Here is a 12,679-nt window from a genome sequence, read left to right as displayed (position 1 = left end):
TCGGCCGCATCCCGATCACCCGCAAGTAAGTAGCTTGACTGCAAGTTGCTTAGAGCTAAGCTAATGAACGCCAAGCTACGAAACCCTCAACAAGCCGCCTTCCGAAGGGTGCCGGTCATGAAACGGCCCGCGACCGTCCTGCTCACCGCCCTCGCCCCCGTCTCCTGGGGCACCACCTACGCCGTCACCACCGAGTTCCTCCCGCCCGACCGTCCCCTTTTCACGGGGCTCATGCGCGCGCTGCCCGCCGGACTGGTCCTGCTGGCCCTCGCCCGGGTGCTGCCGCGGGGCGTCTGGTGGGGGAAGGCCGCGGTGCTCGGGGCGCTGAACATCGGCGCCTTCTTCCCGCTGCTGTTCCTGTCGGCATACCGGATGCCGGGCGGGATGGCGGCGGTCGTCGGGTCGGTCGGCCCGCTGTTCGTGGTCGGGCTCTCGGCGCTGCTGCTGGGACAGCGGCCGACGCCGCGGAGCGTGCTGACCGGGGTCGTGGCCGCGTTCGGGGTGAGCCTGGTCGTGCTGAAGGCCGCCGGGGCCCTCGACGCCGTGGGCGTGCTCGCGGCCCTCGCCTCAACCGCCTCGATGTCCGCCGGTACCGTCCTGACCAAGCGCTGGGGACGCCCGGACGGGGTCGGCCCGCTCGCGCTCACCGCCTGGCAGCTGACCGCGGGCGGTCTGCTCATCGCCCCCGTCGCGCTCCTGGCGGAGGGGACGCCGCCCGCGCTGGACGGCCGGGCGGTCGGCGGCTACCTCTACCTGGCCCTCGCGAACACGGCGGTCGCGTACTGGCTCTGGTTCCGCGGCATCGGCCGGCTCACGGCCACCCAGGTCACCTTCCTGGGCCCCCTGTCACCGCTGACCGCCGCGGTGGTCGGCTGGGCCGCGCTCGGCCAGACGCTGACGCCGGTCCAACTGGCGGGGATGGCGCTGGCGTTCGGGGCGACGGTCGCCGGACAGCTCCGCGCCGGCACGGACGTGAAAGAGGCGGACGGGGGCGCCCGGCACAGTGCCGGACACCCCCGTCCGCGTACGGGCAACGACTACTCGGCCGCCGCCGCGTCCGCGGCCTGCGCCTTCAGCGCGCGTTCCACGCCCGCGCGGGACTCGGAGATCAGCCGCCGCAGGGCCGCGCTGGGCTCCGCGGAGGCCAGCCACTCGTCCGTCCTGCGCAGGGTCTCCTCGGAGACCTGGATCGACGGGTAGAGACCGACCGCGATCTGCTGGGCGATCTCGTGCGAGCGGTTCTCCCAGATGTCCTTGACGGCCTCGAAGTACTTGTCCGTGTACGGGGCGAGCAGTTCCCGCTGGCCGGTCTGGACGAAGCCGCCGATGACGGCCTCCTGGACGGCGTTCGGCAGCTTGTCGGACTCGACGACCGACGTCCACGCCTCCGCCTTGGCCTCCTCGGTCGGGCGGGCGGCCCGGGCGGTGGCCGCGTGCCGTTCACCGGCGGCCGTCTTGTCGCGCTCGTACTCGCCGGTGATCTCCGCCTCGTCGTAGCGGCCCACCGCGGCCAGCCGCTGGACGAACGACCAGCGCAGCTCGGTGTCGACGGCCAGGCCCTCGATCGTCTGCGTGCCCTCCAGCAGGGCGTCCAGCAGGTCCAGCTGCTCCGGCGTACGGGCGGTCGCGGCGAACGCGCGCGCCCACGCCAGCTGGTGGTCGCTGCCCGGCGCCGCCGCCCGCAGGTGGGCCAGCGTGGCGTCCGTCCAGCGGGTCAGCAGGGTCTCGCGGGCGGCCGGGTCGGCGTACAGCTCGATCGCCAGCTTCACCTGGCGGTGCAGCGACTGCACCACGCCGATGTCGGACTCCTTGCCGATGCCCGACAGGACGAGGGAGAGGTAGTCGCGGGTGGCGAGTTCGGCGTCGCGGGTCATGTCCCAGGCAGACGCCCAGCACAGGGCGCGGGGGAGGGAGGACTCGAAGTCGCCGAGGTGCTCGGTGACGAAGGCGAGGGACTGCTCGTCGAGGCGGACCTTCGCGTAGGACAGGTCGTCGTCGTTGAGCAGGAACACCGCTGGACGGCGCTTGCCCACCAGCCGCGGTACGGCCGTCAGCTCGCCGTCCACGTCGAGCTCGACGCGCTCGTCACGGACCAGCTTGCCGCTGTCCGCGTCGAGTTCGTACAGGCCGACCGCGATGCGGTGCGGACGCAGGGTCGGCTCGCCCTTGGCGCCCGTGGGCAGGGCCGGCGCCTCCTGGCGGATCGCGAACGACGTGATGACCCCGGCGGCGTCCGTCTCGATCTCCGGGCGCAGGACGTTGATGCCGGCGGTCTCCAGCCACGCCTTCGACCAGGACTTCAGGTCACGCCCGGAGGTCGTCTCCAGGGCGCCCAGCAGGTCGGACAGGCGCGTGTTGCCGTACGCGTGCGCCTTGAAGTACGCCTGTACGCCCGCGAAGAACTCGTCCTCGCCGACGTATGCGACGAGCTGCTTCAGCACGGAGGCGCCCTTGGCGTACGTGATGCCGTCGAAGTTGACGAGGACGTCGTCCAGGTCGCTGATGTCCGCCATGATCGGGTGCGTGGAGGGCAGCTGGTCCTGCCGGTACGCCCAGGTCTTCATGGAGTTGGCGAACGTCGTCCAGGAGTGCGGCCAGCGCGAGCCGGGCGCGGCGGCCTGGCAGGCGATGGAGGTGTAGGTGGCGAACGACTCGTTCAGCCACAGGTCGTTCCACCACTCCATGGTGACGAGGTCGCCGAACCACATGTGCGCGAGCTCGTGCAGGATGGTCTCGGCGCGCACCTCGTACGCGGCGTCGGTCACCTTCGACCGGAACACGTACTGGTCGCGGATCGTCACCGCGCCCGCGTTCTCCATCGCGCCCGCGTTGAACTCGGGCACGAACAGCTGGTCGTACTTCTTGAAGGGGTACGCGTAGTCGAACTTCTCCTGGAACCAGTCGAAGCCCTGCCGGGTCACCTCGAAGATGGCGTCCGAGTCGAGGTGCTCGGCGAGCGAGGGCCGGCAGTAGATGCCGAGCGGCACGGACTGGCCGTCCTTCTCGTACACGCTGTGCACCGAGTGGTACGGGCCGACGATCAGCGCGGTGATGTACGACGAGATGCGCGGCGTCGGCTCGAAGGCCCAGACGCTGTCCTTCGGCTCCGGGGTGGGCGAGTTGGAGATGACCGTCCAGCCCTCCGGCGCCTTCACGGTGAACTGGAAGGTGGCCTTGAGGTCCGGCTGCTCGAAGCTCGCGAACACCCTGCGCGCGTCCGGCACCTCGAACTGGGTGTAGAGGTAGGCCTGGTTGTCGACCGGGTCGACGAACCGGTGCAGCCCCTCACCGGTGTTGGTGTACGCGCAGTCGGCGACGACCCGGAGGATGTTGCGGCCCTCCAGCAGTCCCGGCAGCGTGATCCGGGAGTCCTCGAAGAGCTCGTCGGGGTCGAGTTGGTCGCCGTTGAGGGTGATCTCGTGAACGGTCGGGGCGACCAGATCGATGAAGGACTCCGCGCCGTCCTTCGTGCTGTCCTCCGCGCCGCTCTCCGCGACATCGAAGCGCACCGTGGTCACGGACCTGTAGGTACCGCCCTCCTGCGCGCCGGAGAGGTCGAGTTCGATCTCGTACGAGTCAACGGTGAGCAGCTTCGCCCGCTGCTGCGCCTCTTCGCGAGTCAGGTTGGTGCCAGGCACGCGGTCATCTCCTCGTCATGGGGTGGTTCGGCCATCCTTCCACGGGAGGTACGGGGAAGGCGATGTCCGTTTCCCGCCGGTGGGCGGGCGGTCCGCAAGCAGGCCTGGGGCCATGGCGGCGGGGCGCCGACCCGGGGCCGGTGCACGTGCGGGCGGTGGAGTACGGGTGTTTCCTCTGTGGGGTGTGCTGGGCGCAAATCCGCGCGCTGGCCCCCGGGCGGCTGCTGCGGCCGATCGGTTCGGTGCCTCGGCAGCGTATGACCGAGATCGACGCGGCGCTGCGGCGGCATCTGGCCCTCTGAGTACGCGAAAGGGGGCGCCCACCGGTCACAGTCACACCGATGGGCGCCCCCGTCGCATACGGACGGCGTCAGCCCTTGAGCTCCGCCGCCACCAACTCCGCGATCTGCACTGCGTTCAGCGCGGCGCCCTTGCGGAGGTTGTCGTTGGAGACGAAGAAGGCGAGGCCGTTGTCCACGGTCTCGTCCTGGCGGATGCGGCCGACGTACGAGGGGTCCTGGCCGGCCGCCTGGAGCGGGGTCGGGACCTCGGTGACCGCGACGCCGGGAGCACCGCCGAGCAGCTCCTTCGCGCGCTCCACGGTGATCGGGCGGGCGAAGCGGGCGTTGACCTGGAGGGAGTGGCCGGTGAAGACGGGGACGCGGACGCAGGTGCCGGAGACCTTGAGGCCGGGGATCTCCAGGATCTTGCGGGACTCGTTGCGGAGCTTCTGCTCCTCGTCCGTCTCGTTGAGACCGTCGTCGACGATCGAGCCGGCCAGCGGAAGGACGTTGTACGCGATCGGGGCGACGTACTTGTGCGGTGCCGGGAACTCCGCCGCCGAACCGTCGTGCGTCAGCTTCGGCGCGTCGTCGCCGACCTTCTTGACCTGCTCGAACAGCTCGTCCACGCCGGCCAGGCCGGAGCCGGAGACCGCCTGGTAGGTGGCGACGACCAGAGCTTCCAGGCCCGCCTCGGCGTGCAGCGGCTTCAGGACCGGCATCGCGGCCATCGTCGTGCAGTTCGGGTTGGCGATGATGCCCTTGGGACGAGTGGCGATCGCGTGCGGGTTCACCTCGGAGACGACGAGCGGTACGTCCGGGTCGCGGCGCCACGCCGACGAGTTGTCGATCACTACCGCGCCCTGCGAGGCGACCTTTTCGGCCAGCGCCTTCGACGTCGAGCCGCCCGCGGAGAACAGCACGATGTCCAGGCCGGTGTAGTCGGCGGTGGTCGCGTCCTCCACCGTGACGCCGTCCAGGACCGTCCCCGCCGAGCGGGCCGAGGCGAACAGGCGCAGCTCGGTCACCGGGAAGTCGCGTTCCTTGAGGATCCTGCGCATGACCGTGCCGACCTGACCGGTGGCTCCGACGATTCCGATCCTCACGACGACTCCCTCTGTCTTCTTTACGTGCGTGTTGCCTGGCCGAGACGTTTCCATGATGCGGCCGACATGGGCCCACCTGTCCAATTCTTTGGCCGCCATGCCCGAGGAGTGGGACACGGCAGGCCGGCCGACGGTTGCGGAACTCCTGCCCGTACCTCCTCCGAACTGCAGGACTTCGCCCTCCGGCCGCTCCGCGCCGCAAGCTGTGCTGCCGCCCGCGGCGGTGTGATGTACGCCTCTGCACGACATTCCCACCGTTGCCCCGAACGTTTCCGCCCGCTGCCGCGTCGTAGAGGAAACGCGGTGAGGGGAGGGGTGTCTGTGCTGCGCAGGAAGGCCCGCCGCGCCCACGGGGACGTGGGCGACGTACTCGACGACCCGCTGGACGCGGCTCAGGAACGCCGGGTGCGAGCCGTGCTCGCCCTGGGCGGGGTGCCGCAGGCGGACCTGCCGGACGGGGTGCAGCAGGTCCGCCTGCGGTTGCTGGAGCGGGTGGCGCGCGGGGACGAGGCGCCGCGGGACGTGTCCGCGTGGGCGGCGGTCGTCGCCTCCAACCTGGCCATGGACTGGCACCGGGCCAAGCGCCGCCAGGAACGCATCGGCGAACGTCTGGCCTCCCTGCGGCAGCCGGCACACCCCTCCGGCGAGGACACCAGCCTGCTGTCCCTCGCCGTCGCCCAGGGCCTGGACGAGCTGCCCGACGCCCAGCGTCAGGTCGTCGTGCTGCGCTTCTACGCCGACCTGCCGGTGCGCGGGATCGCCGAGGAGCTCGGCATCCCGGAGGGCACGGTCAAGAGCAGGCTGCACACGGCGGTCCGGGCCCTGCGGGCCCGTCTGCACGAGGACGAGGTGGTGTGACATGACCGCCGACCACGAGGGGCCCGCCGGCCTGGACGCCCTGATGGCCGCGCTCACCGACGAGCCGCTCCCGGACGAGGCCCGCGCGGACGCCGCCTTCATGACCGGGCACCGGTCGGCCCAGGCCGATCTCGCGGTGCTGCGCGAACAGCTGGCCATCATCGGCGACACCCTCGGCGCATCCCCGCCCGCCCCGAGGCCCGCTCCCGTACGTCCTGCACGTCCGGCCCGGTCCCGCCGCCGCGCCCTCAGCCTCGCCTTCGGCGCTCTCGCCGTGGCCGCCGTCGCGGCCGTGCTGTCGGGCATGGGCTGGCTGCTGAGCCAGGGCGCGGGCGGGGCCGACGACACGTCGGCGAGCAGCGGCAGCGCGGCCTCCAAGCAGGAGGCAGACGTCCGATTCGGCAGTCCGCGGTACCTGGCCTGCGCCCGCACGGTCGCCGAGGGCACGGTCACCCGTCTCGAACAGCTCCCCGACGACGAGCAGCTGCTCGTCACGGTGCACGTGACCCGCTCCTACAAACCGGCGAAGAGCCGGGACGAGCTGACCTACGTGGTCGGCCGGTACGACGTCCCCGGCCTGGCGAAGGGCGACCAGGTGCTGTTCGGCGTCCCCGAGGACACCGCCACGCCGGACCACTGGGCGGTCGGCAAGCGGGAGGTCGCCCGGGAACGAGCCTGGATCACCGCGTCGCTGCCCGAGTCACGCGAGGTCACCTGCGAATGAGCCCGCCCCGCCCCGGTGACTTCCTCACCGAGACCCTCGACCTGCTGCGCGAGCAGCCCGACGCGAAGGAGCTGGTCGTCGAGCGCGCCAGGTTCATCCGCGACGCGCAGGCCAACGGCTCCTACGACGACGTCCTCGCCATGATCAGCGGCAGCTGACCGACCTGTGGTGACCGACGCGGGGCGACAGCACGCGGACGGGCCCTGTGGGGCCACGTCATGGCGAACGCGAGTTGGACCCGTCTCGGGGTGAGAGAGGAGGGCTCAGCCATGGATCGGCGGTCTCTGGATAGCCGGGCGGGATGCGGCGAGGATGGGCGGATGGACAAGAAGGAACTGGCGGAATTCCTGCGTCGCCGGCGTGAGACGCTGCGCCCGCGCGACGTCGGGCTGGTCGAGGGGCCGCGCAGGCGTACGCAGGGGCTGCGCCGCGAAGAGGTCGCGCAGCTCGCCCGCATGTCCACCGACTACTACGCCCGGCTGGAACAGCAGCGTGCTCCGCAGCCCTCCGTCCAGATCACCGCGGCTCTCGCCCGGGCACTGCGGCTGACCCTGGACGAACGCGACCATCTCTTCGTCCTCATCGGCCACAACGCCCCGGCCCGCTTCCACCGCTCCGAACACGTCAGCCCGACGCTGCTGCGGGTCCTGGACCGCCTGGACGACTCCCCGGCCCTGGTAACGACCGACCTCGTCGACACCCTCGCCATGAACCCCTTGGCCATCGCGCTGCTCGGCGACCAGACCCGCCACACCGGTCTGGCCAGTAGCGGCTACTACCGCTGGTTCATGGACCCGGCCGAACGCCTGGTGTATCCCGAGGACACCCACGAAAGCCACGGCCGAGCCCAGGCGGCACGCCTGCGGGCCGCGCTGACAGCCGGCAGCGACACCCCCCGAGCCGCCCGGATCCTCGCCGAACTCCAGGAACACAGCCCCGAGTTCGTCCGCATGTGGGAACTTCAGGAGGTCGCCCGCTACGGCGACTGCAAGACCATCCTCCATCCCGGACTCGGCCGCATCGACGTCGACGCCCAGCTCCTGTACACCGAGAACCGCGCCCAGACCCTGGTGGTGCTGACCACTCGCCCCGGCACGGAGAGCCACAGCAAACTCGAACTGCTCTCCGTCATCGGACACCAACAGCTCACCCCCTGACGCCCTGGACCGGGGACCGTAATGAAGATCTCGCCGACCACAAACGGTCGAGACCACTTGTCAGAGGTCATCCTCTGAATCCCTACTTGGACTGTTTGCCAGGGAAGTTGGACGACCACTACCTTCCTGTCACTGAAGTTGGGCCATGGTGTCTCGGGGCGAGGCGGCGGCAACGTATGTGGTTCAGGCGGAAGCGCGACAAGAAGAGGCAGTTCACGAGCATCGGCGTCTCGCTCACTGGCGCGACCTTGAGCTGGCAAGCCCAGGAGACCGAGCACGCGCGAGCCCGGCAGATCCTGCATCACCTGGAGAATCACCGGATGTTGTACGACCGGGAGGCAGACGAGTTCTTCGAAGCGGTTGTCGAGTCGGCTGATCGTCTGCGCTCCTACCTGAGCGAGCAGATCCCCCCATGCGAATCCGTCGAACTCCGGGACGGTCTCCGCGAAGTCCAAGCAGCCCTGCGGGAGTTCCTGACCCGCGTACCCAGGCAAGAGCCCGGGGACTACGGGCCTTTTTGGGCTGCGTTGAGCGTAATGCGCGCTCGCGTCGGAGTCGCCGCAGGCGCGATCGCAGATGCTTTCGGCATTCCGGCGAACGGCGATCTGGCCCGCATCGTTCAGCAGGGCCGCAGCGACACCTGAAGATCCACAGCGCCGGTCCGAGCTGAGCAAGAAAGGGCGGGCGCCCAGCGCGGGCGCCCGCCCCTCAGCCGTACCGGAACCGGAGTTCGTACCGGAATCCGTACCGGATCGGTTACGGCGTGACCTTCTCGATCTTCACGCTGCCGGTGCCCGCGACCGTGCCGCGGGCGTTGACCAGCTGCACCTGGCCGAAGAACTCTCGGCCCTCAGGGGCGGCCGCGGCGGCGACGACGCTGCCGGAGACCGTCGCCGAGTCGCCCGTGCCGAGCTTCACCGGCGTCGAACCGTCGACGGCGACGTTGCCGAGCGCGGCGGAGAAGAACACGTCCTGGTAGTCGTACGCGGTGGAACCGGACGGAACCGCGTAGCCGATGACCTCGATGGTGTACGTACCGGCGGCCGGGGTGGGCACCGAGACCGCCTCCTCCGAGTCACCGTCGGCGGAGATGCCCACCTGGGTGCCGGCCGCGTCCGTCACGACCAGGTCCAGGTCGGCCGCCGGGTCGGAGACGTTGCCGATGGCGACGTCCAGCGACTTGGCGCCCGCGGGCACCTCGACCGTGGTGGTCTGGGTCTGGCCCGTGGCGATCGTGGGGCGGGCCGACTTGGCCGAGCCCAGCGGACCGCCGACCAGCTTGCCGTCGATCGCGGCGAAGCCGTTCGTCACCTTCCAGGAGGCGGCGGCCGGGGTGCCGACCTTGGCCTCGGGCACGGTCACGGTCTCCGGGTCGAAGACCGCGCCGAGGACGGAGACGTCCAGCTTGTACGGGTTGTCGAGGAGCGGCGACGTACGGCGCGACTCGACCTCGATCTCCCAGACGCCCGGCGCCGGGTCGGCGTACGACCGCACGTCCGGCTTGCAGCCGTTGCCGTCGAGGTAGTTGTTGTAGCAGTACGGGGTGCTGGTGTTGTCCACCGGGACGCCGTACGGGTGGATGGCGATGAACCGCGTCTGGCTCTTGCCCTTCAGCCCGCCGATCGCGACCTCCAGGGACTTCGCGCCCTCCGGGACGGTCACGAAGTACGAGCGGGTGCTGTTGCGCTGCACCGAAGCGGAAGCCGCGTACGTGTACTTGACCGGCGCGGACACCACGACCGTCGACAGGACCTGCTGGTCCACGCCCTCGGTCCTCGGGTCGTCGACTTCGAGGATCGCGCTCTTGAGGCCCGCGGACCGCGGCGCGGCCTGGACCTTGACGGTCACCGGCCGGTTCAGCGGCAGCTTCACCTCGTCCGAGCCGACGATCCTGAACGTGTTCGCCGCGTTGTTGTCGAAGTGCAGCTCGTGGCGGATCGCCTTGTCGTCGCCGGACGTACGGGTGATCGTGATGTCGTACGTCTTCTTCTGACCGGCCTTGAGGCCGCCCTCACGGTCGTACAGGCCCGTGCCGAAGCCCGGGGTCTTGAGGAACTGGTCGATCGCGGTGTCGACCGGTGCCTTCACCGTGTAGGTGTGGGCGGTGGCGCCGTCGCGGATCGCGTCCCAGGCGTCGTCGATGTCGATGAGGCCCGCCCCCTCCTCGTACGCCTGCACGCCCTTGATGTGGTCGGCGGTCGAGGTCAGCGCGGTGCGCAGGGTGGCCGGGGTGAGGTCGATCTTCTTCGCCTTGGCGGCGGACAGCAGCAGCGCGGAGGCGCCGGCGGCCTGCGGGGACGCCATCGAGGTGCCCTGGAGCATCGAGTAGCCGGCCGGCAGGGTGTAGCCCGCCTCGGCGACCGGGGAGCCCGGCAGCCAGGTCTGGGTGGTGTTGATCGCGGCACCCGGGGCGGACAGGGTGGGCGCGAAGCCGCCGTCCTCACGCGGGCCGCGCGAGGAGAACGGCATCATCGCGTACTCCTTCTCCACGACGGAGCCGTAGTTGGCGGCCCAGGTCTCCTTGGAGATGGTCGCGCCGACCGAGATGACCTTGTCGGCCAGGCCCGGGTCGCCGATCGTGTTGGCGCCGGGGCCGGAGTTGCCGGCCGAGATCACCAACTGGACGCCGTAGGTGTCGATGAGGCGGGTGTACAGCTCGGCGCGCGCGTTGTTGCCGTCGTTCAGCGCGGGCAGCCCGCCGATCGACATGTTGACGATGTCGACGCCCCGGTTGACGACGAGGTCGATCATGCCCTCGGTCAGCGCCACGTTGGTGCAGCCGGGGCCGAACTCGCAGGCTCGGGACGAGACGATCTTCGCGCCCGGCGCGGCGCCGTTCATCCGGCCGCCGAACAGGCCGTTGGCGGCGGTGATGCCGGCGACGTGGGTGCCGTGCTCGCTGGAGATCATGCCGATGTTGACGTAGTCGGCCTTGGCGCCGGCGCCGTTGTAGACGACGTCCTTGCGGATCTCGACGACGAACGGGATGCGCTCGGCGACGTCGGTCGCCGGGTTGTCCGTGCCGAAGTAACCGATCTGGTAGCCGTCCTTGTAGGGCTTCATCGGCTGCTCGTCGGCGAAGTCGTGGTCGTCGTCGAGGTCGACGCGCACCGTGCCGGAGGCGGCGTCGTACAGCACGCCCCAGACGTCGGTCTTGTCGCCGTCGCGGTTGACGTCGCCCGCCTGGTCGCCGCCGGCGGTCGCGGACTCGTAGAAGTAGCTGAACCTGTAGGAGCCGGCCGGGGCGGTGAAGGTCTCGGCGGTGCCGCCGCGAGGGGTCGCGGAGAACGCCGGACCGGCCGTCTGGGTGGTCATCCGCAGCCACGAGCCGTCGCCGTCGGAGACCGGGTCGGTCGATGTCACCCAGTCGACGATCTTCCGCTCGCCGGTGCTGGTCTTTTGCAGCGCCGGGTGGGCGAGGTCCACGCCGGAGTCGAGGATGCCGATGGTGACGCCGCGGCCGTCCGCCTTCGGGTGGTCCTGCACGAAGTCGACGGCGCCCGTCTCGAAGGACGGGTTGTACGGGTTCTCGGCGGGAGTCTTCCTGCCCGGCGCCGGGTAGGAGGCCGTGCCCTTGCCCGCGGCGCCCTTGGCGGTGTCGGCGGCCGGCGTCGGGTCGTCCAGCGCGATCTCCTGGCGCAGGTCGATGCCGTGCACGGAGGAGAGCTTGGTGGCGGCGGCGATGGCCGCGTCCGCCCTGCCGGTGGGGACGGTGGCGCGGACGTAACCGAGCTTGTCGTAGGTCTTGCCGACCAGGCCGCCCTGGACCGCGTCGAGCTGTGCGGCGACCTGCTCGGTCTGTCCGGGGGCGGTCGCGACCATCATCGTGACGCTCTTGTCGCCGTCGGCCTTGGCCTCGGCGAGCGCGTCGGCGTCGTCGGAACCGAGCTTGTCGTGGGCGGACTTGACGCTCGGGCCGGCCGCGACGGGTGCGTCGTCGGCGGCCAGGGCCATGGGTATCGGTCCCGCGGCGGAGAGCGCGGCCACCAGACCGGCGGCCGCGGCGATCCGGGCCACGCGTCTCGCGCCGGATATCGGATCGCGCTGGGCGGTGTGGGTCATCGGCATCCCTTGTAGGTAAAGGAACGAGCGGTGTGCGACCGGAACCGATCGATCCCGGCCACGTCGATCCGGAATGCGATCCCGGACGGGCGCACAGCTTTACCGATGAGAAAGATGTTTAGGGAGAGTTGACCGAATCGATATGGACGCATGGGGAAAACCCCCTATGCGCTGCGCGGAGACGAGTTCGGAAAACGGGCAAGTCGCCCGAGAACCGGCCGTCGGCGGGTTAACGTCCCTGGATGCGAAGGAAGTTGCGGGTGGCGGCCTACGCCATATGCGTGCGCGACGGACAGCTCCTGCTCTCCCGCTCCCCGGCGCCGGACGGCGGACCGCCGGAGTGGGTACTGCCCGGCGGGGGCATGGAGCACGGCGAGGACCCCTATGACACCGTCGTACGGGAGGTGGCCGAGGAGACCGGCTACCGCATCGAGGTCACCGGCCTGCTCGGCGTGGACTCCTCCCACCGCGTCCTCCCCGGCCGCCTCCAACGCCCGGTCGACCTCCACGGCGTGCGGCTCGTCTACGAGGGCAGGGTCACCGGCGGCGAGTTGCGGTACGAGATCGGCGGCTCCACCGACATGGCCGCCTGGCACGATCTGGACGCCGTGCCCGCGCTGAACCTGGTGCCGATGGTCGGGATCGGGCTGCGCCTGTGGCGTGAGCGGCCGGCCGACGGGCGGCTCGAACCCGGCCCGGGAACAGCTCCCCTACCCGGGAAGATGAACACTGAGTAGCCGTCCCCGGGCCGTCCGGGGTGCGGTCGAGGACGCGCAGGGTAGTCCAAGATCCACGTACGGTGATCGGCGCTGCGCGTTGCCGCCTCGTTCACGCGCAGGTCATCCCTGGTGCC

The 12,679-nt window shown here is 70.4% G+C and carries 9 protein-coding genes and 1 pseudogene; 7 read left to right on the top strand and 3 right to left on the bottom strand.

The features are described from left to right. Positions 1 to 117 precede the first annotated feature (117 nt). Entirely contained in the window at positions 118 to 1,200 is a 1,083-nt protein-coding gene (locus ACIBK3_RS23320) for an EamA family transporter (RefSeq protein ID WP_399368290.1), read from the top strand. Here ACIBK3_RS23320 and pepN read toward each other — a convergent pair. Then, positions 1,122 to 3,638: pseudogene (gene pepN / locus ACIBK3_RS23315) on the bottom strand (aminopeptidase N); the annotation flags it as partial. The gene ACIBK3_RS23320 and the pseudogene pepN overlap by 79 nt on opposite strands. A gap of 370 nt (positions 3,639 to 4,008) precedes the next feature. Next, complete coding sequence (locus tag ACIBK3_RS23310) at positions 4,009 to 5,025, bottom strand: aspartate-semialdehyde dehydrogenase (protein ID WP_399368288.1); 1,017 nt, start codon at positions 5,023 to 5,025, stop codon at positions 4,009 to 4,011. A gap of 315 nt (positions 5,026 to 5,340) precedes the next feature. Between ACIBK3_RS23310 and ACIBK3_RS23305 the strand changes: the two genes are divergently transcribed. The 5 genes from ACIBK3_RS23305 (at position 5,341) to ACIBK3_RS23285 (ending at position 8,408) form a co-directional block, all read left to right on the top strand. Beyond that, entirely contained in the window at positions 5,341 to 5,883 is a 543-nt protein-coding gene (locus ACIBK3_RS23305) for a sigma-70 family RNA polymerase sigma factor (protein WP_399368910.1), read from the top strand. A gap of 1 nt (position 5,884) precedes the next feature. Next, positions 5,885 to 6,607, top strand: coding sequence for a hypothetical protein (locus ACIBK3_RS23300; protein WP_399368286.1), 723 nt, complete (start codon positions 5,885 to 5,887; stop codon positions 6,605 to 6,607). Next, entirely contained in the window at positions 6,604 to 6,765 is a 162-nt protein-coding gene (locus tag ACIBK3_RS23295) for a hypothetical protein (RefSeq protein ID WP_399368284.1), read from the top strand. The genes ACIBK3_RS23300 and ACIBK3_RS23295 overlap by 4 nt, the downstream gene beginning before the upstream one ends. A 162-nt stretch (positions 6,766 to 6,927) precedes the next feature. Continuing rightward, positions 6,928 to 7,764 (top strand): helix-turn-helix transcriptional regulator, encoded by an 837-nt coding sequence (locus ACIBK3_RS23290; protein WP_399368282.1) that lies wholly within the window; start codon positions 6,928 to 6,930, stop codon positions 7,762 to 7,764. Between the two features lie 176 nt (positions 7,765 to 7,940). Next, on the top strand, positions 7,941 to 8,408 hold the full coding sequence (locus ACIBK3_RS23285; protein WP_399368280.1) for a hypothetical protein: 468 nt from the start codon (positions 7,941 to 7,943) through the stop codon (positions 8,406 to 8,408). Between the two features lie 112 nt (positions 8,409 to 8,520). On the opposite strand, the gene ACIBK3_RS23280 is transcribed toward ACIBK3_RS23285, so the two are convergent. Further along, entirely contained in the window at positions 8,521 to 11,826 is a 3,306-nt protein-coding gene (locus tag ACIBK3_RS23280; RefSeq protein WP_399368278.1) for a S8 family serine peptidase, read from the bottom strand. A gap of 242 nt (positions 11,827 to 12,068) precedes the next feature. Between ACIBK3_RS23280 and ACIBK3_RS23275 the strand changes: the two genes are divergently transcribed. Further along, on the top strand, positions 12,069 to 12,563 hold the full coding sequence (locus tag ACIBK3_RS23275; protein ID WP_399368276.1) for an NUDIX hydrolase: 495 nt from the start codon (positions 12,069 to 12,071) through the stop codon (positions 12,561 to 12,563). The last annotated feature ends 116 nt before the right edge of the window (positions 12,564 to 12,679 follow it).

This window comes from Streptomyces sp. NPDC050287, assembly GCF_044459385.1.
Taxonomy (GTDB): domain Bacteria; phylum Actinomycetota; class Actinomycetes; order Streptomycetales; family Streptomycetaceae; genus Streptomyces.
The sequence above is the reverse complement of the archived record's forward strand: the minus strand, read 5'-3'. Positions and strand labels throughout refer to the sequence as shown.